Consider the following 23,604-nt stretch of genomic DNA (forward strand, 5'->3'; position numbering starts at 1 on the left):
CTAGGCCCTGTCAGGCCACGCTGCGCTCGATCTCCTCCTCGTCGCAGATCACGCCGGCATTGCCCTCGAACTCCGCGGCGAGGTCCACCGGTGCGTGGGTCGGGGCGGGGGACACCCGGTCGCGCGCGAAGGTCGCCAGGAACAGGCGCATCACGTGGCGCACGCCCGCGTCGTTGATGGTGCGCTGGTCCTCGTTGTAGTAGCGCCCGGCATTCACGTTGCTCGTGACGATGTCGTAGGCGGGGAAGTAGACCGCCCGCGGGTCGCCCCGGCCGACCACCTCGCCGGCCGCCACCCGCAGCACCGACTTGGAGTAGCTGTTCGACTCCATCACGTGCCGGTCCATGTAGGTGGCGATCATCGGCACCGGCGAGACCGTGAAGATCACCCGCGCCTTCGGGTTCACGCTCCAGAGCCGGTCGAGGAAGCCGTTGAGGTCGCCCAGAACCTCGGCCGCGCCGGCGTTGACGCACTCGTAGAGGTCCGGATCGAAGGTGCCGCCCGCGACCCCGGGGGCGAGCGGCAGCGCCGCGCCGTCGGCCCGCCAGCGCCAGCCTTCCGTGAGGCCGAGGGTCAGCACGAACACGTCCAGCGTCTCGAACAGGCGGCGCACCTCGGCGAGGTGCGCGTCGCGCGCCGCGACCACCTCGGCCTCGCTGGCGAAGCCCGCCGGCTCGACCGTGGGGCGGAACGGGTCGACGTAGCGGCCGTCGTCGCGCAGCCACGCCTTCAGCTCCGGCTCGAACTTGCCGTAGGCCCGGTCGAACAGCTGCACGAACTGGCGCGTGTAGTAGAGGTTGCCGTAGCGCGCCGAGAACGTGCCGAACTGGCGGGCATTGGCCTCCTCGGCGCTCATGCCGGGGGTCGGCGGCTCGGTCAGGTAGTAGTTGAACCCGGCGCCGCGCACCGCCTCGGCCACCCGCTGCGCGAAGCAGGAGCCGCCGGTGGCGACCTTGTCGGTCGGCCCGATCACGAACGTGTCCTTCGGGTGCGGATTGACCGCGAAGGGCGGCACGTTGGTGACGACCTTGCGCCAGAATCGCTCGGCCGGTAGACCCGTATACGGATTCAACGCCATCTTCGAACCCTCTTCTTCACGACGGCGACAGGCCCTCGGGGGCGCTGTTCCGTCCGCTGACACCGGCACGCGACGTGGCCCTGAACGACCTGCCCCGGCGCGCCCGCAGCGCGTTCACCCGCTCGACACCCAGTTGGGCCCCCACCTGGGCGACACCATGGCGGAACCGCGCCCGCGCCGCCACGACCCGCGACGGGCCGAGCATCGCGGTGCTGGGCAATTGCCAGGCGCGGGGCATCGCCCGGGCCATGCGCCTGCTCGCGCCGAAGAGCCCGGTCCGCTACCTGCCCATGGGCTCGCTGAAGCGCGACCACGGCCACGTCGACGGCCTGATCCGGACCCTGCGCGCCCACGACCACGTCTTCTCGCAGGCCTTCCCGGCCGGGCTGATCCCGGGCGGCGACGCCGCCACTGTGCGGGCGGCCGACCCGCGGCTCAAGCTGTTCCCGTCGATCGTGTTCTCGGCCTTCCACCCGGACATGGTCTATGTCGGGCAGGCCTCGGACCTCGCCGCCCTCAAGCTGACGCCGTCGCCGCTCGGCCAGTACCACTCGGCGATCGTCCTCACCGCCCACCGGCTCGGCCTCGACGCCGGCCGCACCGCGACCCTGTTCCGCGAGGACGTGTTCGCCCGCCTGGGCTACCTCGACCACTGGGACCCGGCCGTGCGCGAGCTCGTCGGCGCGGCCGACGCCCTGGGTTTCGGGCTGGAGCGCGAGGTGACCCGCTGGGCGCGCCGCGGCGCCTTCATGCACCTGATGAACCATCCCAAGGTCCACGTCCTCGGCGACATCGCCCGGCGGCTGCTGCGGGAGAACGGGCTCACGCCCGAGCCCGTGGAGATCGAGGATTACCTCGGCGACGAGCTGGCCCAGGACGTGGTCTGGCCGATCTACCCGCCCATCGCCGAGCATTTCGGCCTGACCGGCTCGTACCTGTTCAAGACCAAGCCGCGGGGCGACGACTTCCCGGTGCTCTACGACCTCACGGGCTTCATCGCGGCGAGCTTCGCCCTCTACGACGCGATGCCCTCCGGGGATCTCGCCTGCCCGCGGGTCGAGGCGTGGCTCGCCGCGCCGGAGATCGTCGCGCTGTTCCGGGGCGGCTGAGGCCGCCCCCCCGGAGCCGAGGTGTCCAGCCGGGGCGTCCAGCCGGCCGAGCGCGCGCCGCCCGGGGTGGCTTCGCCGCGCGCGACGACGGTCCGGGTCGGAAGGATCCGTGACTCAGCCCGCCGCGCAGAGCCGGCTGTCGGCGCCGGCCTCGCCGAGGCCCTCGACCATCATCCGGACCAGGCGGTTGACCTCCTGCATCTGGAAGGGCTTGCGCAGGAACAGGCTGCCCGGCACGCCGCTGCGGCCGTGCGTGTCCGTCGAGGTGTAGACCACCGGCCGGTCCGGATGGATCGCCCGGAAGGCGTGGGCCACCGTCCAGCCGTCGATCAGCCCGGGCAGGTGGATGTCGGTGAACAGCCAGTCGATCGCGCCGCCCCGCTCGCGCAGGACGGTCAGCGCGGCCTCGCCCGTGGAGGCCTCGATCACCCGGATGCCGTGCGTCTCGCACAGGCTCGCGACGATCTCGAGGAGCAGGTAGCTGTCCTCGACGATGAGGACGCTCTGGGCGGGGCGCATGCGGGAGGTCCGGTGTTCGGCCCGCCGATAAGGGAGCGATAGGGTTGAGGATCTCTTAAAGCCCGGCGCGGACCCGTCACCGGGCGGAGGCCCGGCGCCTGTTGCAGCGCCGCAACCGGGGCGGCCGAAATGCCGCGTCGCGGCCCGCCGCCCCGCCGCCGCCGCATTCCGGGCGCGTCCCGGGTGTGTCAGCGCACGCCGTCGACCGGTGCGGACCGTCACCACGCCCCCGCGCCGCGCGGCGGAACCGTCGCTTAACCAACCCCGCCTACCAACGGCGCCAGGAATACGCGGACCCGCCTCGAAGACCAGCAGCCGGCCTTCGGCACCGCTCGAGGAGTTTTTCAGACCATGCCCCAGCGTTTCCGCGCCGCCGCCCTCGGCCTCGCGCTCGTCGCCGCCCTCGGCCTGGGCGCCTGCAGCAACGACAAGGACCTCGCCGACGCCTCCGCCTTCGGGGCGGGTGCCGCGACCCCCGGCAGCGCCCAGGACTTCGTCGTCAATATCGGCGACCGGGTCTTCTTCGAGTCGGATTCCACCGACCTGACGCCCACCGCGACCGCGACCCTCGACAAGCAGGCCGCGTGGCTGCAGCGCTACCCGCGCTACACCTTCATCATCGAGGGCCACGCCGACGAGCGCGGCACCCGCGAGTACAACTTCTCCCTCGGCGCCCGCCGGGCCCAGGCGGTGAACGACTACCTCGCCACCCGCGGCATCGCGGCGAGCCGGATGCGGACCGTGTCGTACGGCAAGGAGCGGCCGGTGGCGGTGTGCAACGACATCTCCTGCTGGTCGCAGAACCGCCGCGCGGTGATCGTCCTCGACCGCGGCGCCGGCGCGTAAGCCGCCGCGCGGCCGCGCTCCGGCGGCGGCTCTCGGCCGCCGCCTCCGATCGATGCTCTCGATCACACCTTCGGCCGCGCCGCAGTTTTGCCGCGGTGCGGCGCATCTGTTAGGGCCTCGCGCCGACACCGGACCGCAGCCGAACCATGCCCGCCCGCCTTCGCACCCGCCTCGCCCTCGCCACCGCCCTTGGTGCCGCGCTCCTCGGCCACCCGGCCGCCGCGCAGGACGCTTCGGAACTGGTGGTGCGCCTCGGCCGCATCGAGAACCAGTCCCGGATGATGGCGGGACAGATCGAGACCCTCCAGTACGAGAACCGCCAGCTCAAGGAGCAGCTGCGCAAGTTCCAGGAGGACGTCGAGTACCGCCTGAACGAGGGCAAGGGCGGCAAGCCCTCGGCCGCCCCCGCGCCGTCGGGCCCCGTCAACGGCGGCAACCCGGGCGCCGGCCGCCCCGGCAAGCGCGGCGACGCCTTCGACCCGTCGCAGGCCCCCGGCGCCCCCGGCGCCCCGATGCAGCTCGGCAGCACGCAGCCCTCCGCGCCGCTGCCCCGCCGCGAGGCCGAGGAGGCCGCCGAGGCGGCGCCGCGGCCGCAGCGCCTGCCGCAGGGCGCGATCGGCGAGCCGAACGAGGAGGACGCGGAGGCCGGGACCTCCGGCTACGACGAGCCGGTGGACCTGCGGCCGCCGGCCCGGACCGGGGCGATCCCGGCGCGGCCCTCCGAGAGCGTGGCGGCGACCCGGACGGGCGATCCGGCCGCCGATTACGACGCCGCGGTCGAGCTGTACCGCGCCAAGCAGTACGAGCAGGCCGAGATGGGCCTGCGCCAGTTCATCCAGTCCCATCCCCGCGACAACCGCGTCGCCGGCGCGACCTACTGGCTCGGCGAGAGCTACCTCGCCCGCGGCCGCAACCGCGAGGCCGCCGAGCAGTTCCTGAAGGTCTCGACCGACTACGCCCGCTCCTCCCAGGCCCCCGACGCCATGCTGAAGCTCGGCGTCACGCTCAACGCGCTCGGCGCCCGCGAGCAGGCCTGCGCGACCCTGGCCGAGCTGGACCGGAAGTTCCCGAATGCCGGCAGCGGCGTCCGCCAGGGCGTCGCCCGCGAGCAGAAGCGCGCCCGCTGCGGCGCCTGAACGCCTCGGGCGATCTGAGCGACGCGGGCGACCCGGTCCTCGGCGCCCTCCGCCCCTGGCTCGACCCGGCCGCGCGCGGCGGGCGGGGCGTGCTCCTCGCCGTCTCGGGCGGTCCCGACTCGAGCGCCCTGATGCACGCCGCCGCGCGCCTGCGCGACGCGACCGGCGCGTCCCTGCGGGTCGCCACCGTGGATCACGGCCTGCGGCCGGAATCGGGCGCGGAGGCCGAGGCCGTCGGCCGCGCCGCCCGGGCGCTGGGCCTGCCCCACGCGATCCTGACCTGGGCGGGCGCGAAGCCCGGCACCGGCCTGCAGGACGCGGCCCGCAGGGCCCGCTACGCCCTGCTCGCCGCCCATGCCGAGGCGGTCGGCGCCGGTCTCGTGCTGACGGGCCACACGCGGGACGACCAGGCCGAGACGGTGCTGATCCGGCTCGCGGCCGGCAGCGGCCCCGCGGGGCTCGCCGGCATGCGCGCCGAGCGCGACCTCGGCCCCGGCCTCGCCCTCGGGCGCCCGTTCCTGCACCTGCCGAAGGCGAGCCTGGTGGCGTGGTGCGCGGCGCGCGGCGTCGCCTACGCGCGCGACCCCGCCAACGGCGATCCGCGCTTCGCCCGCGGCCGCCTGCGGGCGGCCTGGCCGGCCCTGGAGCGCGAGGGCCTGACCCGGGCGCGCCTCGCCCGGCTCGCCGAGCGGGCCGCCCGCGACGAGGCCGCGCTCCGGAGCGCGGCCGAGCAGGCCCTCGACGGGGCGCGGCGGTCCGGGCCGGAGACGGGCGCGGAGCTGCGCCTCGACGGGCGCGCCCTGGCGGTCCTGCCGGACGCCGTGGCCCTGCGCTGCCTCGATCTCGCCCTGGCCCGGGCCGGCGCGGCGCCGCGCCGCCTCGAGCGCCTCGAGACCCTCGTCCTCGAATCGCTCCTGCCGGCCCTGCGCCGCGGGGAGCCGGTCCGCCGCACCCTGGCGGGGTTCCTCGTCTCCGCCGACGCGGGCGGGACCGTGAGCCTCGCCCCGGCGCCGCCGCGCCGGCACGGGCCCGCAGGTGCTGCCCTCGCCGCAGGGTCCCCCGACTTACTTGGCAAGGGGGAGCCCCCCGCCTACATTGGCGAGGTGTGCACGGATGGACCGGAATAGCCGCGTGGCAGGTCCGTCCTGGGGGTCGCACACGCCAGGGATTGATCGATGAACCCGAATTTTCGCAACTTTGCCTTGTGGGTCGTCATCTTCCTGCTGGTGCTGGCTCTCGTCACCCTGTTCCAGAACCCGGGGCACCGGGGCGGCGGCAGCGAGATCGCCTACAGCCAGCTCCTGAACGACGCCGATGCCGGCAAGATCCAGTCGGTGGTGATCTCCGGGCAGGACGTGTCCGGCACCTACGTCGGCGGCGGCAACTTCACGAGCTACGCGCCCAACGACCCGAGCCTGGTCTCCAAGCTCCAGGGCAAGGGCGTGCAGATCACGGCCCGCCCGCCGTCCGACAACACCCCCTGGTTCATCCAGCTGCTCGTGAGCTGGCTGCCGATCCTCGTCTTCATCGGCGCCTGGATCTTCCTCTCGCGCCAGATGCAGTCCGGCGCCGGCCGCGCCATGGGCTTCGGCAAGTCGAAGGCGAAGCTCCTGAACGAGGCCCACGGCCGCGTCAGCTTCGACGACGTCGCCGGCGTGGAAGAGGCGAAGGAAGATCTCCAGGAGATCGTCGAGTTCCTGCGCGACCCGCAGAAGTTCCAGCGGCTCGGCGGCCGGATCCCGCGCGGCGTGCTGCTCGTCGGCCCGCCCGGCACCGGTAAGACCCTGATCGCCCGGGCGGTCGCGGGCGAGGCCAACGTGCCGTTCTTCACGATCTCGGGCTCGGACTTCGTCGAGATGTTCGTGGGCGTCGGCGCGAGCCGCGTGCGCGACATGTTCGAGCAGGCCAAGAAGAACGCGCCCTGCATCATCTTCATCGACGAGATCGACGCGGTCGGCCGCCACCGCGGCGCCGGCCTCGGCGGCGGCAACGACGAGCGCGAGCAGACCCTCAACCAGCTCCTCGTGGAGATGGACGGCTTCGAGGCCAACGAGGGCGTGATCATCATCGCGGCGACCAACCGCCCCGACGTGCTCGACCCGGCCCTGCTGCGTCCCGGCCGCTTCGACCGCCAGATCATGGTGCCGAACCCAGACGTCACCGGCCGCGAGCGCATCCTGCGGGTCCACGTCCGCAAGGTGCCGCTGGCCCCCGACGTCGACCTGAAGACCATCGCGCGCGGCACCCCGGGCTTCTCGGGCGCCGACCTGATGAACCTCGTGAACGAGTCCGCGCTGCTGGCCGCCCGCCGCGGCAAGCGCATCGTGACGATGCACGAGTTCGAGGACGCCAAGGACAAGGTGATGATGGGCGCCGAGCGGCGCACCCTGGTGATGACCGAGGACGAGAAGCGGCTCACCGCCTACCACGAGGGCGGTCACGCCATCGTGGCGCTGAACGTCCCGGCCACCGACCCGGTGCACAAGGCGACGATCATCCCCCGCGGCCGGGCGCTCGGCATGGTCATGCAGCTGCCCGAGCGCGACAAGCTCTCCATGAGCTTCGAGCAGATGACCTCGCGGCTGGCGATCATGATGGGCGGTCGCATCGCCGAGGAGATGATCTTCGGGCGCGAGAAGGTGACCTCGGGCGCGCAGTCGGACATCGAGCAGGCGACGCGGCTCGCCAAGATGATGGTGACACGCTGGGGCTTCAGCCCCGAGCTCGGCACCGTCGCGTACGGCGACAACAACGACGAGGTCTTCCTCGGCATGTCGATGGGCCGGCAGCAGTCGGTCTCCGAGTCGACCGCCCAGAAGATCGACGCCGAGGTCCGCCGCCTCGTGGAGACCGGCCTGGAAGAGGCGCGCCGTATCCTGGCCGAGCACAAGGACGACCTGGAGGCCCTCGCGCAGGGGCTCCTCGAGTACGAGACCCTCTCGGGCGAGGAGATCCGCAACCTGCTCAAGGGCCAGCCCCCGATCCGCGACGGCGGCGACGTGCCGCCGACCCCGGCCCGGGGCTCCTCGGTCCCCTCGGCAGGCCGCGGCCGGCCGAAGGAGAGCGACGGCGGCCTGGAGCCGCAGCCGCAGGCCTGAGACCGCGCGGTCGGATGAGCGAGGAGGGCGCCGCGAGGCGCCCTTTTTCGTGCCGGACCGGGATTTCACGCGGATCGGGCGCCGGTTTCCTCTCCCGTGCGGGGGAGGGGACGGCGTGCGGGATCAGGCCGGCCCCAGGGTGGCTCGACGCGGGCGCGCGGCAACGGTCCGCCCGATCCGGGGCCGTCGTATCCCTCACCCCAACCCTCGCCCGAACGGGACAGGGCGCGCGTCGGGCCTCTCATCCGCGTCGGCGTTCGACCGCGACGCGTGACCATCCTCGCATCGCCCCTGACAAACGGGCCCTCCTGTCGGCAGATCGACGTCGTCAGCTTGGCCGGAGGCTCGGCGGCGTCCGCCGAATCGGAAACACAGGACCGTTCCACAGGCCGTAGCCAGATCCCGATGCCGGTCTCGACCTATCTCGTCGTCGCCCTCGGCGCCGTCGCCGCCGGCTTCGTGCAGGGCCTGTCGGGCTTCGCCTTCGGGCTCACGGCCCTGTCGATCTGGGCCTGGGTGATCGACCCGCAGCTCGCCGCCGTGCTGGCCGTCTCCGGCGCCTTCACGGGCCAGGTCATCGCCGCGGTCTCGGTCCGGCGCGGGTTCGAGCCCGGGCGCCTCGCGCCCTTCATCCTCGGCGGCCTCGCCGGCATCCCCCTCGGCGTCCTCCTGCTGCCGCGGCTCGACGCCGACTGGTTCAAGATGCTCCTCGGCCTCCTGCTGGTGGTCTGGTGCCCGACCATGCTCCTCGCCCGGAACCTGCCGCGGATCACGGCCGGCGGCCGGCTCGCCGACGCCGCGGTGGGTCTCGGCGGCGGGATGATGGGCGGGCTCGGCGGCTTCACGGGCGTGCTGCCGACCCTCTGGTGCACCCTGCGCCGCTACGAGCGCGACGTGCAGCGCTCGGTGATCCAGAACTTCAACCTCGCGATGCTCAGCGTGACCCTGGCGACCTACCTTGCCGCGGGGCTCGTCACCCGGGCGACGCTGCCGATGCTGGCGGTGATCCTGCCGGCGATGCTGGTCCCGACGCTGCTCGGCACCCGGATCTATCTCGGCATCGGCGAGGTCGCCTTCCGCCGGCTCGTGCTCGGCCTGCTGACCGTCTCGGGCCTCGCGCTGGTCTCGGCCTCGGCGCCGCGGCTCCTGCAGCGCGCCGGGCGCCCCATTTCGACCGCCTTTGTCGGGGAGCACCCCGTTGACTCTGCCGGCCGCTGAGCCGCCGGCGGGCGCGATAACCTGCTAAGCTGTGCCCGGTCCGCGAGACCGGGCGCCGGAGACGTGATGGTGCGCAAGTATTTCGGAACCGACGGCATCCGGGGCCGGGCCAACGGCGTGATCACGCCGGAACTCGCCCTCAAGGTCGGTCAGGCCGCCGGCCTCGTGTTCCAGCGCGGCGACCACCGCCACCGGGTGGTGATCGGCAAGGACACCCGCCTCTCCGGCTACATGATCGAGACCGCGCTCGTCGCCGGCTTCACCTCGGTCGGCATGGACGTGCTGCTGCTCGGGCCGGTGCCGACGCCGGCCGTGGCGATGCTGACCCGCTCCATGCGGGCCGATCTCGGCGTGATGATCTCGGCCTCGCACAACCCGTTCGAGGACAACGGCATCAAGCTGTTCGGGCCCGACGGCTTCAAGCTGAACGACGCGATCGAGCACGAGATCGAGGGGCTGATCGACGCCGACATGCACAAGCGTCTCTCCGGCTCGAACGACCTCGGCCGGGCCAAGCGCATCGAGAGCGTGCACGCCCGCTACATCGAGTTCGCCAAGCGCACGCTGCCGCGGCAGGTGACCCTGGACGGGCTGCGGGTCGTGGTCGACTGCGCCAACGGCGCGGCCTACCGGGTCGCCCCCGAGACCCTGTGGGAACTCGGCGCCGAGGTGATCGCCATCGGGACCGAGCCGGACGGGTTCAACATCAACCGGGATGTCGGCTCGACCGCGCCCGCGGCCCTGATCGACATGGTGCGCGAGCGCCGGGCCGATATCGGCATCGCGCTGGACGGCGACGCCGACCGGGTGCTGATCGTGGACGAGAAGGGCCAGGTGGTCGACGGCGACCAGCTCATGGCCGTCGTGGCGCGCTCCTGGAAGGAGGACGAGCGCCTGACGCAGCCGGGCGTGGTGGCGACGATCATGTCGAATCTCGGCCTGGAGCGCTTCCTCGGCGGCCTCGGCCTGAGCCTGGCCCGCACGGCGGTGGGGGACCGCTACGTCCTCGAGCACATGCGGGCGCACGGCTACAATCTCGGCGGCGAGCAGTCCGGCCACATCATCATGTCGGACTACACGACCACCGGCGACGGCCTCGTGGCCGCCCTGCAGCTCCTGAGCGTGGTGCAGCGGCAGAACCGGCCCGTGAGCGAGGTCTGCCACTGCTTCGACCCGCTGCCGCAGATCCTCAAGAACGTCCGCTACCGGAGCGGCGAGCCCCTGCGCGAGGACAGCGTGGTCAGCGCCATCGAGCACGCCCGCGAGCGGCTCGGCAATGCCGGCCGCCTCGTGATCCGCCCGTCGGGCACCGAGCCGGTGATCCGCGTCATGGCCGAGGGCGACGACCGCGGCCTCGTCAACGCGGTGGTCGACGAGGTGGTCGACGCCGTCACCCGCGCGGCGGCCTGAGGCCGGAGCCTCGGAGCGGCCCGGCCCGCAATCCCGGCTCCGCCCCCGGGGGGCCGGGCGCGCCGCATCGGGGCGGGATCGGTCCAGGTCAGCCTAGGTCAGCCTAGGTCGGCGTAGGCGGCGCGCAGCTCCGCGGGTGCGGTCGTCCGCCACGCCCCCAGCAGCGCCGCCCGCAGGGTCTCTTCCGGGCAGAGGTCGAGGTCGAGATTGGTCCAGCCCCGCCGCCCCCAGGCGCCGTCGAGCGGCGCGAACAGGTCCGGCTCGGCCTCGCACAGGGCGGCCTGATCGGCGGGCGCGAGGCGCAGCACCACCCGCGCCTCCTCGACCCAGAGGGTCGCGAAGACCCGGCCGCCGACCCGGAAATCCGGGTTGCCGCTGTGGGCGCCCGCCACCGCCTCGGGCAGCATCAGCGCCAGGATGCGCACGTCGTCGGGCCCCATGCGGATCGCTCAACTCCCGCGCGGCCCGGGCGGCCGGGCGACGCCGATCGGGTCGCCCACGCGGCCCTCCCCGACAGATGAACTGCGCCGACCCGGCGGCGCGACGCGGCGGAAACAAGCAAGTCTCGCCCGGTTACCCGTTTCGACAGCTCGGCAACGGATGCGCAAGGCTAACATTTAACGTTAAGCCGGATTTAAGACGTTCCTTCCATCCTGCCCTCGTACCCCGGGACCGCGCGCCGCGCGTCCGGCTCACGAGTCCAGTGAAGGAATCTCCATGGCCCGCTCCAAGCTGAACGCTTTGGTGCGTAGCCTGACGCTCGCGGCGAGCGTCGGCGCGCCCTGCCTCGCCGCGGCCGCGGATCTGATGCTCCCGCCGCCCCCGCCGCCGCCGCCCCCGCCGATCGAGGTCGGCGGCGGCTGGTACCTGCGCGGCGACGTGGGCGCCAGCATCTACACCCGTCCGCGCTACAGCGACGCCTACGACTACACCGGCTACGCCGAGTCCAACCGCGCCTTCGGCAACGCGGTCGGCGGCGGCGGTTTCGCGGGCGTCGGCGTCGGCTACCAGTTCACCCCGTTCCTGCGCGGCGACATCACCGGTGAGTACCGCTACTCCACCGGCCTGCGCGGCAGCGAGTACTACAAGGGTCCGGATTTCGATAACGGGCTCGGGTCGTACGGCGTGAACAAGTCGAGCGGCAACTTCGACTCCGCGGTGGTTCTGGCCAACGCGTATTTCGACCTCGGCACGTGGTACGGGATCACGCCGTTCATCGGCGGCGGCGTCGGCTACGCGTTCAACCACGTCTCGAGCTACTCGACCAACCAGCAGTTCACCAGCCCGACCTACGGCTACGATTACGCGAACCCGATCTACGGCTGCGGCTGCGGACAACCCTCCTACAACTACGCGCCGGTCTACGACGCGAACGGCAACGCGGTCTACAACACCAACAGCGGCAGCAAGTTCTACAAGGACAAGACCAGCGGCAGCCTCGCCTGGGCGCTCCACGCCGGTCTCGCCTACAACGTGACCGACGCGCTGAAGATCGAGCTGGCCTACCGCTACCTGAACCTCGGCAAGGCCGAGACCGGCCCGGGCTTCGTCCCGTGCTGCACCGGCAGCCTCCAGGCGATCAAGATCAAGGACATCGAGGCGCACGACGTGAAGATCGGCTTGCGCTACTACCTCGGCGGCGTCGTGGCGGCCCCGCTGCCGCCGCTGATGCCGGAGCCGGTCCCCGGCCCGCTGGTGCGCAAGTACTGATCGCACCTCGACCGCGATCCCACTGACAGGCGAAACGGCGCGGAGGGTCTCCGCGCCGTTTCGCGTTTCGGCGCCCCGTCGCGACCGGGTCTGTTCTCGGCCGGTCCTCGGCCGGTTTTGGCCAGCCCAATACGCGCCGGGACTGGCATCCCCGGATCGGGACTGACCTGTCGCAGTCGAGCAACGGAGAATTAAGGTTACCGGCATATCACCGTGTCGAGGCTCGATCCGCCATCCGTCTCTTTCCGTCCCAGGACGATCCCGATGCGTACCGTCACCTTTCCGCTGCTGGCGGTTCTCGGTCTCTGCGGCGTGAACACCGCGCGCGCCGCCGATCTGGACTACGATTACCTGCGCGGCGCCGATTACGACCCGGTCCCGGCCCCGGTGGTCGACTGGAGCGGCGTGTATGTCGGCGGCCACGGCGGCTTCACCTCCGGCGGCCTGTCGCAGCGCAACGCGATGCAGTCCACGCTGGCGAATTACTTCGCTTACAGCACCGTGGAATCCGAGTTCAGCGTCTCGAAAATGCTGTCGCTCCCCGGCACGCGGACGCGCGGGGCCAGCTTCGGTGCCTTCGCGGGCTTCAATGTGCAGTTCGACGGGATCGTCCTCGGCATCGAGGCCGACTACACGCACACGGACCAGAACAGCTGGTCGACCAACGGCATCAACCGGATCATGACGACCGCCGCCGGCAACTCCGAGTCGGTGAACCTGTTCGGCACGTCGAACACGCGGATCGAGGATTACGGCACCATCCGGGGCCGCGCCGGCTACGCGTTCGGCAACCTGCTCCCCTACGTCACCGCCGGTGCCGCGATCGGCCGCGTCACGATCAACGATACCGTATCGGTCCAGAATTACGGCTACAGCGCCACCACCTACGCGGCGAACCAGGCCCTGACCACCGGGCAGCCCGCGGCGGTCTACCAGCACGGCTACGCGAGCTTCAATCCGAACTTCCCGCTCAACAACTCGACGCCGGCCGGACAGGGCGCCCAGACCGTCCCGTACGCGCCGACGCCGCTGACCGCGAATGCCCGGACCAAGACCATCGGCGGCGTCGCCCTCGGCTTCGGCCTGGAATACGCCATCACGCCCAATATCCTGGTGCGCGGCGAGTACCAGTACGTGCGGTTCCAGGACTTCAACGGTCACAACGCCCAGTTGAACACCGTCCGGGGTGGCGCGGCCGTCAAGTTCTGACCCTTCCTCCCGCGCCGGCCGGATCCTGACCATGATTGACCGTCTCTCGAGGCTGTGGCCCCTGACGTCGCGCGCCGCGCTGCTCGCCGGTCTCGTGCTCGTCCACGGACCGGCCTTCGCGGAGCGCCGCGAGGCGCATCACCCGATGCGCCGGACCGTGCGGGTGCGCCCGCTGCCCGCCGTTCCCCCGCCCGTCCTGGTGCGGGATTACCTGCCGCGCAATCTCAACGTCCCGATGTACAACGAGCCGCCCCGCCGCGCGCCGGCCTGGTGACGCCTCCGCGCCGCCCTCAGTTCTCCAGCTCGCTGTCCCAGTAGAGGTAGTCGAGCCAGGTGTGATGGTACTGGCGGTGGTCGAACTCGGGCTGCCGGTGGTGCAGCTCGTAGCGCGTCGGCCGCCGGGGCTCGGTCATCAGCGGCATGTCCGCCTCGTCCGGCGTGCGGTTGGCCTTGCGCAGGTTGCAGGGCGAGCAGGCCGCCACGACGTTCTCCCAGCTCGACAGGCCGCCCCGGGAGCGCGGCACCACGTGGTCGAAGGTCAGGCCGCCCGAGGGCAGCCGCAGGCCGCAATACTGGCAGCTGAAACCGTCGCGCAGGTAGATGTTGTAGCGGGTGAAGGCCGGGCTGCGGGCCAGCGCCACGTAGTTCTTCAGCGCCACTACGCTCGGCACCCGCAGGGCGCGGGAGGGCGAGCGCGCCTCGACGTCGTAGCTCGCCACCAGGGTGACGCGGTCGAGGAACAGGGCCGTGAAGGCGTCCTTCCACGACCAGAGGGAGAGCGGATTGTACGAGAGCGGCCGATAATCCGCGTTGAGGACGAGGGTTTGGAGATCCATCATCGGCGCGACTCTTCGGACTAGCTCTAGCGCGTGAGACGCGCGGGACCATGCCGCCGCCCCGCCGGCCCGTCCGAACCGGCCCGGGGCCGATGCAGGACGAGCCGGCGCGCGGAGCGACGGCTTGACGGGAGAGACGGAGGGAACAACAGGGCGACGGGCCGGCGCGCGGGGGCGCCGGTCGATGCGGTAGCATCCGGAACGCGGCCGGGCCGGGCCGGCATCGCCACCGGCCGCGCCCTTTCGCGTAGCAACGAAAAGGCCCTGTCCATCAGGTGTTCATCTAATCCCAGCGTGACACCCTTGTGAAGCTTTTCCGGATGAGCCCCGGGGACGCACCCACAGCGGGCTCGCAGAGACGGGACCCGGTCCGGGGTGGGCAGGGGCACGGTTTCGCCCTATTGCTCGCCCAGAGCGCCCGGCCGCCAGGAGGCCCGCCCGGTCCCCGATCGCCGCCGATTCGCCGATGCCGGACTCCGGCCGGCCGCCGCGCGCCCGACGAGAGGTTGCTCATGCATCGTATCCCAGCGCGGACCCGGAAGCCGGAGGGCGCCCCGCGCCCGTCCCGCGCCCTCGCCCTGCTCGCCGCGCTGGTGTTCGCAACCCCGGCGGCCCTGGCCCTGCCGGCCTTCGCGCAGGATCCGGCGCCCGCCGCCAAGTCCGCCGATCAGAAACCCGCGGATCACAAGCCTGCGGACACCAAGGCCGCCGACACCAAGGCCGCGCCCGAGGCCAAGCCCGCGGACGGCAAGGCACCCGACGCGCAGGCGACCGGCGCGAGACCGGCCGACGCGAAGCCCGCGCCCCCGCCGGCCGCGAAGGCCGAGGTTCCCGAGCAGTTCAAGAAGGTCCGGGCCAAGCTCGACGCCGCCAAGGCCGAGCTCGACGCCCGCGAGAAGCAGCTCGGCCACGCGGAGCTGACGGTCGTCGACCTTAACGCCATCCGCGACAGCGCCGTCACGGTCACCGACGAGATCCGCACCCTGGTCACCCGGCTCGACGCGCCGCTGGAGGCCGCGCGCGAGCGCCTGGCCCAGCTCGGGCCGAAGCCGAAGGACACCCAGGAGAGCGCCGACGTCGCCGCGGAGCGCGCCGAGCGCGAGGCCGCCGTCACCCGCATCGACGAGACCCAGCGCCTCGCCCGCTCCCTGGTGGTGCAGGGCGACCAGATCGTCGACCGGGTCTCGAACCGCCGCCGCGAATCCTTCACCCGCGACCTGCTCCAGCGCTCCCAGCCGCTGGTCGGCCCCGGTCTCTGGACCAAGGTGATGGGCGACGTGCCCCGGGACACGCGCGCCCTGCAGAGCGCCGTGTCGGATATCGGGCTGCTGTTCTCCCGCAACGGCAGCCTCGCCAACCTGCTGTTCCTGGGCCTCGCCTTCGGGATCTCGGTGGCGCTGTATTTCGGCCGGCGCAACATCGCCCCCAAGGGCGCCCGCCGGGACGCCACCAAGACCGATCCGTCGCGGCGCGCCGTGATGCTCGCCGCCTGGCGGGTGATCCTGCTCGGCACGGTGCCGGCCGTGGCCGGGTCCTACGCGGTCTACTACGCCCTCGATTCCACCAACCTGCTGCCGTCCCGGCTCCTGCCGGTCGCCGCCGCGATCCTCGGCGGCCTCGCCTTCATCGCCTTCGTGGAGGCCCTCTGCGACGGGCTGCTCAGCCCCGAGAAGCCGGCCTGGCGGCCCGCCCCGGTGAGCGACGCGGCGGCCACGCGCCTGACCCGGCTCGCCGTCGGCATCGCCACGGTGATCACCGTGGTGAAGTCCGTCGAGGCGCTGAACTCTGGGATCTCGGCGGCCCTGCCGATCTCCATCGCCACGCGGGGCATCGGCGCGGTCGCCACCGCGCTGATCCTCGCGGTCGGCCTCCACCGCTTCGCCGACACCGAGCAGGAGGAGGAGGCCTGCTTCGGCCCCTACGTGCCGACCAAGACCACGACGGGCATCGGCGGGCCGGCCCGGCTCCTGGGCTGGGCCGCGGTGGCGCTGATCGGGCTCGGCGCGCTGGTCGGCTACGTGGCCTTCGCGGCCTTCCTGATCGACCAGCTGATCTGGGACGCGGCCGTCCTCGTGCTGCTCTACCTGCTGGTCCAGAGCGTCGACATCTTCGTCGGCCGCGCGCTCAGCGACGAGACGCGGCTCGCCACCACGCTCCAGGCCAATACCGGCCTGCGCAAGCGCTCGCTCAACCAGATCTCGGTCCTGACGACGGGCGCGACCCGGCTCGTCCTGTTCCTGGCGGCCGCGGTCCTCGTGCTGGCGCCCTGGGGGCTCGATTCCACCGACATCGTCTCGTCGGTCCGGCAGGCCTTCTTCGGCTTCAAGGTCGGCGACGTCACGATCTCGCTCTCCAGCATCGCCTTCGGGATCGGCATCCTGGTGGTCGGCGTGTTCATCACCCGCGGGGTGCAGCGCTGGCTCGAGAACACCTACCTGCCGGCCACCGACCTCGACGCCGGCCTGCGCAACTCGATCACCACGGTGGCGGGCTATTGCGGCTTCCTGATCGCGCTGGCGCTCGCCTTCTCGTATCTCGGCCTGAGCCTGGAGAAGCTCACCATCGTGGCCGGCGCCCTGTCGGTCGGTATCGGTTTCGGCCTCCAGTCGATCGTCAACAACTTCGTCTCCGGCCTGCTGCTCCTGTGGGAGCGCCCGATCCGGGTCGGCGACCAGGTGGTGATCGGCGATTCCGAGGGTATCGTGAAGCGGATCTCGGTCCGCTCGACCGAGATCCAGACCTTCGACCGCTCGGCCGTGATCGTGCCGAACTCGAACCTGATCTCCGGCGTGGTCAAGAACCGGGTGCGGGGGGACCGGACCGGGCGCGTCAGCATCACGGTCAGCGTCCTGCGCAACCAGGATCCGGTGCGCGCCGCCGAGATGATCACGGCCTGCGCGCAGGGCCATGCCGACGTCCTGAAGGAGCCGCCGCCCCGGGTGGTGTTCAAGAAGATCGGCGACCCGTTCCTGGAATTCGAGCTCCTCGTCTGGATCGTGGACGTGAGCCTCGGCCAGAAGGTGGTGACCGACCTGAACTTCTCGGTGTTCGCGACCCTGTCGGAGGCGGGCTTCATCCCGCCGCTCGGGCCCGGCTCCAGCATCGTCACCGTGCAGGGCCTCGACACGATGCAGAGCGCCATGGGCGAGATCGCCAGCCGCTTCATCCAGCCGGCCGCGCTCCCCGAGGGTGGCGAATCAGCCCGGCCCCCGCGCGACCGCGGTCTGCGCAGCGCCGGCGCCTGACCGGCCGCCGCCGCGGGCGATCCGGACGGTGTTCCCGCCAGCGTCCTTGGCGGCGTAGAGCGCCGCGTCCGCCCGCCCGAACAGCCGGGCGGGGCCGCCGCCCGCGGCCGTCCCCGCGGCCGTCCCCACGGCGATCCCCACGGAGGCGCCGATCCGCAGCCCGTGGCCGCGATACGGGACCGGTCGGCTCAAGGCGGCCACGATCCGCCGTCCGCGCTCGACCAGCCCGGACGGGTCGACGGGCGCCCGCAGGAGCACGGCGAACTCGTCGCCGCCGATGCGGGCCACGAGGGTCGCGTCCCGGCAGACGGCCGCCAGCCGCGCGGCCGCGCGCCTGAGGCACAGGTCGCCGGCCGCGTGGCCGTGGATGTCGTTGACCGGCTTGAACCCGTCGAGGTCGATCAGCAGCAGGGCGCCGAGCGGCTCCGGACCGGAGCCGGCCGTCCCGGTCCGGAACTGTGCCGCGCACTGCGCCGCGAACTGCGCGTCGAAGCCGCGGCGGTTCGCCAGCCCGGTCAGCGGGTCGCACTCGGCGCGCCGGCTCAGCTCGGCCAGCCGGCCGATCTCCTCGGTGACGTCCTGCTTGGTTCCGAAGAGGCGGGTCGGGCGCCCGTCCTCGGACTCGACCGCGGCGCGGATCCGGATCCAGCGTCGCCGGCCTCCGGCCAGCACCTCGGCGTCGAGCGCGAAGGCGCCGCCCCGGGCGATCGCCCGGTGCCGGAGCGTCTCCAGCAGGCGCCGCGAGGCCGGCTCGTAGAGGTCCAGGATCCGGGGCCGATGCAGGGCCGCGCCTCGGGGAACGCCGAACAGGTCGTGGACGCCGCCGGACCAGTCGAGGGCACCGTCGTGCAGGCGGCAGGACCACAGGCCCATCCCGGCGTCCGCCAGGACCCGCTCCTGCCGCGCCAGCAGGCCGGCCTGCTGGCGGATGATCGCCCGCTGCAGGGCGCAGGCGGCCGCGGCCTCGGCGACCGCCTCGTCCGCGGCCGACGGGTCGGCGCGCCCGCGGACGGATCGGTCGCGGGGCGATTTCACCAGGGCCAGGGAACGCGCGGTCGTCATCGGTGTGCGGTTTTAGACCCAAGGCCTTTGAGGAAGCCCTAATCGTCCGATGCGCGGCCGCCCGGCAACGCCTATATGCCGCCCGGGCGGCAGGGCCGTCGCAGGGATGGGTAAGTCGTGACGAGACGCGATCGGGACGGTCGACATGCGGGGCGCGGGCTCGGCCGGATCAGGACCGGGGCCCGGATGATCGGCCCGGCCGCGCTGTCGGCGGCGCTGCTGGGCGGCTGTGCCGCCCAGCCGCCGAGCAGCGCGGCGCTGCCGAGCATCTACCTGCCGCTCGCCAGCAACAGCGCGCATGTCGACGTCGAGGCGGCCCGCGACATGATCTCGTCCTATCGCCGCAACCGCGGCGCGGCGCCGCTGACGGTTGATCCCGAGTTGCAGCGCCTCGCCGAGGCCGAGGCGGCCGCCATGGCGCTCGCCGACCGGCCGAGCCGGGCCCAGACCGTCAAGGCCGCCGTCGAGCGGCTCGGCTACGCGAACGTCAACGCCAACCTCTCGGCGGGCTACCACACCCTGGCCGAGGCCTTCTCGGGCTGGCGCGAGAGCCCGCCCCACGACGCCACCATGCTGGCGCCCGGGGCGACCCGGATGGGGATCGCCACCGCCTACGCGCCGGGCTCGAAGTACAAGGTCTACTGGGCGCTGCTCACCGCGAAGTAGCGGCGCCCCGCCGGCCGGCACGGAGGGGCATGGAGGGGCATGGAGGGGGCACCATCGGCTCGGTGTCGGCCTTGCCGGCGGCGGAGGCGAATCTGTCGTCCGGAAGGCCGGCCGCCGTCGATCATGATCAGCGCGAGCGCCGCGCCGCCGCCGAGCAGTCGGGTGCCGGTTGCGCGATCCGTGGACGATGATCCGGCGGGCTCTCCGGGTGGAGCGGCACCGCCCTCGCAGCCGGGACGCGAGGGGTCCGCGTCAACCTTCGGGAAACTTTGCTGAAGCAACGGTGCGGGCGACTGTTTCGAACCTGTATCGGCCCGTCATCGCCCGTTCAGGCAGGCGCTGGCATACCCGTTTCGTACGAGGGGTTTGACTCGGATCTGGCGCTTATGCCGGCCGCGCGGATCTCCTCGGTGAAGGCGTGAGACCCGGGTCACACGGGCCGCGCCAGGGGTGGCGGAGCGGTACGATGGTTCGTCTGTACGGGCGGGTCCTGGGATTTCTGAAGGCGGAGCGGCGGCTGGCCATAGGCTTGGCCGTCACCAACGTGGTCCTGGCGATCGCGGCCTTCGCCGAGCCCCTGCTGATGGGCCGGATCATCGACCAGCTGACCCATCTCAAGCGCGGCGGCGACGCCATGGGCACCATGCTGCCCCTGCTCGCCGCCTGGGTGGCGTTCGGCTTCTTCACCATCGCGGCGGGCGTGTTCATCGCGCTCCACGCCGACCGGCTCGCGCATCGCAACCGCCTGTCGTCGATGGCGAGCTACTTCGAGCACGTCCTCGACCTGCCGCTCGCCTTCCACTCGGCCAACCATTCCGGCCGCGTCCTGAAGGCGATGCTGGAGGGCACGAACGGCATGGCGTGGCTGTGGCTCGGCTTCTTCCGCGACCACCTCGTCGCCCTGGTCTCGCTCGGCGTGCTCCTGCCGATGACCCTGTTCATCAACTGGCAGCTCGGCTCGATCCTGGTGGTGCTGGTGCTGGCCTTCACGGCGCTGACCACCTTCGTGATGCGCCGGACCGAGACGCTGCAGGGGCAGGTCGAGGCGTTCAACTCGGGGCTCGCCGCCCACGCCTCCGACGCGCTCGGCAACGTCGCGGTGATCCAGTCCTTCACCCGCGCCAAGGCCGAGAAGGAGGCGATGCGCGGCATCATCACCAACCTGCTCGCCGCGCAGATCCCGGTCCTGTCCTGGTGGGCGCTGGCGAACGTGGCGACCCGGGCGTCGGCGACCATCACCATGACGGCGATCTTCGTCACCGGCATCTGGCTCTACCAGGCCGGCACCACCACGGTGGGCGAGGTCGTGGCCTTCATGAGCCTCGCCACCGCCTTCGTGGCCCGGCTCGACCACGTGGTCGGCTTCGTCAACGGCCTGTTCCAGCAGGCCCCGAAGATCGCCGAGTTCTTCGAGATCTACGACACCGTCCCGGCGGTGGCCGACCGGCCGCACGCCCGGCAGGTCGCCCGGTTCGAGGGCGCGGTCACCTTCGACGACGTCGCCTTCTCGTACGACGGAAGGCGCCAGGCGCTCGACGGCGTCTCGTTCACCGCCAAGCCCGGCGAGACGATCGCGCTCGTCGGCACCACCGGCTCGGGCAAGTCGACGACGCTCGGCCTCCTGCACCGCAGTTTCGACCCGGCCGCCGGTTCGATCCGGATCGACGGGATGGACATCCGCGACGTCGGCCTCGCCTCGCTGCGCCACAACATCGGCGTGGTGTTCCAGGAGCCGATGCTGTTCGCCCGCTCGATCCGCGAGAACCTGCAGGTCGGCTGCCCCGACGCCACGGACGCCGAGATGCTCGACGCCCTGGAGCGGGCCCAGGCCAGCGCCTTCATGGCGCGCCAGCCCGCCGGGCTCGACACGGTGATCGGCGAGCGCGGCCGGTCGCTCTCGGGCGGCGAGCGCCAGCGGCTCTCGATCGCCCGGGCGCTCCTGAAGAACCCGCCGATCCTGATCCTCGACGAGGCGACCTCGGCGCTGGACGCCGCCACCGAGCGCAAGCTCCAGGGCGCCCTGGAGACCGTGATGGAGGGGCGGACCACCTTCGTGATCGCCCACCGCCTCGCGACGATCCGCGACGCCGACCGGATCCTGGTGTTCCACGAGGGCCGGATCGTCGAGGCCGGGACCTTCGACCAGCTGGTGGCCGAGGGCGGCCGCTTCGCCGAGCTCGCCCGGGCGCAGTTCATGGCGACCGAGGCGGATGCCGAGGAGGGGCTGGCGCTGGCGGCGTGAGGACGCGCCGCCGCCGGGCGCACCGCGTCGCCGGGATCGCGCGCGGAGCCCCGCTCCTGTTCCCGCGCGGGCGCGGGTGAGGGCCGGCATCCCTCGGGATCAGGCGCCCGACCCCGAGGCACCCGTTCCGGCCCTCCGGCCCTCCATCTCGGCCCGGCGCGCCAGCATCTTCGCCTGCAGGCGGCTGCGGCGGGCGGCGATGACCGTGCCGTTGATCTCGCCGCCGAACAGGAACATGGCGGCGAGCCAGTAGAGGAAGACCAGGAACACCATCGCGGTGGCCAGCCCCCCGTAGGTCGACGCGTAGGCGTTGGAGAACCGGTCGAGGTAGTAGCCGAAGCCGAGGCCGGCGAAGAACCACAGGACCAGCGTCACCCCGATCCCCGGCAGCACCGACAGGATCGAGCGCCGCCCGGCCGCAACGAACTTGTGGGCGATGACCAGCACGACCGCGAGCAGCAGGGCCGTGACGGCGATCCGGCCGATCGCCACCGTCAGGCTCAGGGGCTCCAGACCGGGCGCCACCAGGACGACGTTGCGCCAGATCAGCGGCCCCAGCACCACGAGCAGCGCGAAGGCGAGCATCGCGAAGGCGCCGCAGATCACGTAGCCGATCGATTCGAGGCGGGTCAGCCACCAGGGCCGGCTCTCGCGCAGGCCGTAGGCCCGGTTCAGCCCGACCCGCAGGCTCTCGACGCCCGAGGAGGAGAAGTACAGGGCGAACAGCGCGCCGAGCGTCAGCACGCCGCTGCGCTGCTCGGTGAGCACCCGGTGGACCTCGCCGACGATCGGCTTGGCGATCTCCCGCGGCCACGCGTCGAAGATCAGCACCCCGGCCTCGTCGGCCAGCGACTGCGTGCCGAACAGGCCGGCCAGCGCCGCCAGCAGGATCAGGAACGGGAACAGCGAGGTCAGGCTCGAGAGCGCGATGTGGCTCGCGATCGCCCAGCCGTCGTGGGAGACGAAGCGCTGCGCGGCGACGCCCATGACCTGTAATCCGCTGCGGAGAGGTTTCACGGGTGTCCAACCATCCTCGATCGCGCGATCCTCGGGGCGATCCTCTCGGGGAGAGGCCCGCCGATGAACGGCGCCGGCACCCGCGCGTCAACGCCGCCGGCCCGCTCCGGTCCCGATCGGCGGCCGGTGACGCGTCCGCGCCACGCCGGCGCCGGCCGTGGCCGCGCCCTGCCCGCGCCATAGCCGCGCCATAGCCGCGCCTCGCCCGGCCGGAGAGATCACCGTTGCGCCAGGCGCGCCGGCATGCTCCGTCCGGCGGCCATGCCGATGCTCCCACGCCCGTCGACGCTCGCGTCCGGCGCCCTTCCGGCGCTGTTCATCCCGATCTGGGCCACGGGCTTCATCTCGGCCCGGGCGGTGGTGCCGCACGTCGATCCGCTCGCCTTCACGGCCGTCCGCTTCACCGCCGTCGCCCTGGTGTTGGCGCTGATCGCCGCGGCCGCCCGGGTGCGCTGGCCGGGGGACCGGGCAGGATGGCGCGACCCGGTCATCGCGGGCTTCCTGATGCAGGGGGTCTACCTGTCGGGCGTCTTCTGGGCGGTGAGCCACGGGCTGCCGGCCGGCATCGCGGCCCTCGTCGGCAGCCTCCAGCCGCTGCTCACCGCGCTCCTGGCGCAGCCGCTGCTGGGCGAGCGGGTCAGCGGCCGGCGCGCGCTCGGGATCCTCATGGGCTTCGTCGGCACGGGCCTCGTGCTCGCCCCGAAGCTCGGCGCCACGGACCCGTCCGGGATCCCGCCGGCGGCGCTGGCCGTCAGCCTCCTGGGGGTGCTGGCGCTGACCCTCGGCACGCTCTGGCAGAAGCGCACCGGCGGCCGGGTCGATCTCCTGGCCGGCGCGACCCTCCAGTTCGTCGGCGGCATGGCCTGCGCCATCCCGCTGGCGCTCGCCTTCGGCGGCACCGCGTTCGACCCGGCGCCGGCCCTGTGGCTCGGCCTCGGCTGGGCGGTCCTGGTCAACTCGGTCGCGGGGATCCTGCTGCTGCTGGTGCTGATCCGGCGGGGGGCGGTGGCGGGCGTCGCCGCCCTGTTCTTCCTCGTGCCGCCGGTCGCGGCCGTGCTCGGCTACCTGCTGTTCGGCGAGGTTCTGACCCCGGTGCAGGGCGCCGGCATGGCGCTCGCCGCCCTCGGCGTGGCGGTGGCGAGTCGCGGCTGAGGCCGCCGCTGAGGCCGCCGCCCCTGCGACGGAAGGCGCGGAAACCCTTCG

20 protein-coding genes are annotated in these 23,604 nt (G+C 72.5%); 14 read left to right on the forward strand and 6 right to left on the reverse strand.

Annotated elements, in window-relative coordinates; translation table 11 throughout:
- Positions 1–10: 10 nt before the first annotated feature.
- Positions 11–1,078: a GSCFA domain-containing protein gene (locus BKE41_RS22610; RefSeq protein WP_059409034.1), complete on the reverse strand. Its 1,068-nt coding sequence runs from the start codon at positions 1,076–1,078 to the stop codon at positions 11–13.
- A gap of 74 nt (positions 1,079–1,152) precedes the next feature.
- On the opposite strand from BKE41_RS22610, the gene BKE41_RS22615 reads away from it, so the two are divergent.
- Positions 1,153–2,187 (forward strand): WcbI family polysaccharide biosynthesis putative acetyltransferase, encoded by a 1,035-nt coding sequence (locus BKE41_RS22615; protein WP_071000137.1) that lies wholly within the window; start codon positions 1,153–1,155, stop codon positions 2,185–2,187.
- Between the two features lie 114 nt (positions 2,188–2,301).
- Here BKE41_RS22615 and BKE41_RS22620 read toward each other — a convergent pair whose 3' ends face one another.
- The gene (locus tag BKE41_RS22620; protein ID WP_012321251.1) at positions 2,302–2,706 is read right to left on the reverse strand and encodes a response regulator; all 405 of its coding nucleotides are present in this window, start codon (positions 2,704–2,706) and stop codon (positions 2,302–2,304) included.
- Between the two features lie 351 nt (positions 2,707–3,057).
- Here BKE41_RS22620 and pal point away from each other — a divergent pair, with 351 nt between their 5' ends.
- The 6 genes from pal to glmM all read left to right on the forward strand — a co-directional run bounded on the left by pal (position 3,058) and on the right by glmM (position 10,414).
- A complete protein-coding gene (pal, locus tag BKE41_RS22625; protein ID WP_012321252.1) occupies positions 3,058–3,552 on the forward strand; it encodes a peptidoglycan-associated lipoprotein Pal in 495 nt (164 codons plus the stop codon).
- A 146-nt stretch (positions 3,553–3,698) separates the two neighbouring features.
- Positions 3,699–4,688, forward strand: coding sequence for a tol-pal system protein YbgF (ybgF, locus tag BKE41_RS22630; protein ID WP_012321253.1), 990 nt, complete (start codon positions 3,699–3,701; stop codon positions 4,686–4,688).
- An 89-nt stretch (positions 4,689–4,777) separates the two neighbouring features.
- Entirely contained in the window at positions 4,778–5,815 is a 1,038-nt protein-coding gene (tilS, locus tag BKE41_RS22635) for a tRNA lysidine(34) synthetase TilS (protein ID WP_059409033.1), read from the forward strand.
- A gap of 48 nt (positions 5,816–5,863) precedes the next feature.
- Entirely contained in the window at positions 5,864–7,786 is a 1,923-nt protein-coding gene (gene ftsH, locus BKE41_RS22640) for an ATP-dependent zinc metalloprotease FtsH (protein ID WP_012321255.1), read from the forward strand.
- Positions 7,787–8,191: 405 nt separating this feature from the next.
- Entirely contained in the window at positions 8,192–9,004 is an 813-nt protein-coding gene (locus tag BKE41_RS22645; RefSeq protein ID WP_071000138.1) for a sulfite exporter TauE/SafE family protein, read from the forward strand.
- Positions 9,005–9,073: 69 nt separating this feature from the next.
- On the forward strand, positions 9,074–10,414 hold the full coding sequence (glmM, locus tag BKE41_RS22650; protein ID WP_024828841.1) for a phosphoglucosamine mutase: 1,341 nt from the start codon (positions 9,074–9,076) through the stop codon (positions 10,412–10,414).
- Positions 10,415–10,512: 98 nt separating this feature from the next.
- On the opposite strand, the gene BKE41_RS22655 is transcribed toward glmM, so the two are convergent.
- Positions 10,513–10,854: an MmcQ/YjbR family DNA-binding protein gene (locus BKE41_RS22655; protein ID WP_012321258.1), complete on the reverse strand. Its 342-nt coding sequence runs from the start codon at positions 10,852–10,854 to the stop codon at positions 10,513–10,515.
- A gap of 277 nt (positions 10,855–11,131) precedes the next feature.
- On the opposite strand from BKE41_RS22655, the gene BKE41_RS22660 reads away from it, so the two are divergent.
- From BKE41_RS22660 to BKE41_RS22670, 3 genes are all read left to right on the forward strand, one after another.
- Positions 11,132–12,124, forward strand: a complete 993-nt coding sequence (locus tag BKE41_RS22660) for an outer membrane beta-barrel protein (RefSeq protein ID WP_012321259.1) — start codon at positions 11,132–11,134, stop codon at positions 12,122–12,124.
- A 264-nt stretch (positions 12,125–12,388) separates the two neighbouring features.
- Positions 12,389–13,333: an outer membrane beta-barrel protein gene (locus BKE41_RS22665; protein ID WP_024828840.1), complete on the forward strand. Its 945-nt coding sequence runs from the start codon at positions 12,389–12,391 to the stop codon at positions 13,331–13,333.
- A 31-nt stretch (positions 13,334–13,364) separates the two neighbouring features.
- Positions 13,365–13,607, forward strand: a complete 243-nt coding sequence (locus BKE41_RS22670; RefSeq protein ID WP_029358663.1) for a hypothetical protein — start codon at positions 13,365–13,367, stop codon at positions 13,605–13,607.
- A 16-nt stretch (positions 13,608–13,623) separates the two neighbouring features.
- Here the strand turns inward: BKE41_RS22670 and BKE41_RS22675 are convergent, their stop codons facing one another.
- Entirely contained in the window at positions 13,624–14,172 is a 549-nt protein-coding gene (locus BKE41_RS22675; RefSeq protein WP_012321262.1) for an HNH endonuclease, read from the reverse strand.
- 509 nt (positions 14,173–14,681) lie between these two features.
- Here BKE41_RS22675 and BKE41_RS22680 point away from each other — a divergent pair.
- The gene (locus BKE41_RS22680) at positions 14,682–17,414 is read left to right on the forward strand and encodes a DUF3772 domain-containing protein (protein WP_043074558.1); all 2,733 of its coding nucleotides are present in this window, start codon (positions 14,682–14,684) and stop codon (positions 17,412–17,414) included.
- On the opposite strand, the gene BKE41_RS22685 is transcribed toward BKE41_RS22680, so the two are convergent.
- Positions 17,367–18,476: a GGDEF domain-containing protein gene (locus tag BKE41_RS22685; protein WP_012321264.1), complete on the reverse strand. Its 1,110-nt coding sequence runs from the start codon at positions 18,474–18,476 to the stop codon at positions 17,367–17,369. The genes BKE41_RS22680 and BKE41_RS22685 overlap by 48 nt on opposite strands.
- Before the next feature lie 186 nt (positions 18,477–18,662).
- Here BKE41_RS22685 and BKE41_RS22690 point away from each other — a divergent pair, with 186 nt between their 5' ends.
- Both BKE41_RS22690 and BKE41_RS22695 read left to right on the forward strand, forming a co-directional pair.
- Complete coding sequence (locus BKE41_RS22690; RefSeq protein WP_059409031.1) at positions 18,663–19,142, forward strand: CAP domain-containing protein; 480 nt, start codon at positions 18,663–18,665, stop codon at positions 19,140–19,142.
- Between the two features lie 466 nt (positions 19,143–19,608).
- Positions 19,609–21,384: a glucan ABC transporter ATP-binding protein/ permease gene (locus BKE41_RS22695; RefSeq protein ID WP_012321266.1), complete on the forward strand. Its 1,776-nt coding sequence runs from the start codon at positions 19,609–19,611 to the stop codon at positions 21,382–21,384.
- A 99-nt stretch (positions 21,385–21,483) separates the two neighbouring features.
- Here the strand turns inward: BKE41_RS22695 and BKE41_RS22700 are convergent, their stop codons facing one another.
- Entirely contained in the window at positions 21,484–22,371 is an 888-nt protein-coding gene (locus tag BKE41_RS22700) for a YihY/virulence factor BrkB family protein (protein WP_012321267.1), read from the reverse strand.
- Positions 22,372–22,644: 273 nt separating this feature from the next.
- On the opposite strand from BKE41_RS22700, the gene BKE41_RS22705 reads away from it, so the two are divergent.
- Complete coding sequence (locus BKE41_RS22705; protein WP_012321268.1) at positions 22,645–23,553, forward strand: DMT family transporter; 909 nt, start codon at positions 22,645–22,647, stop codon at positions 23,551–23,553.
- The last annotated feature ends 51 nt before the right edge of the window (positions 23,554–23,604 follow it).

This window comes from Methylobacterium sp. C1 (assembly GCF_001854385.1).
Classification (GTDB): domain Bacteria; phylum Pseudomonadota; class Alphaproteobacteria; order Rhizobiales; family Beijerinckiaceae; genus Methylobacterium; species Methylobacterium radiotolerans.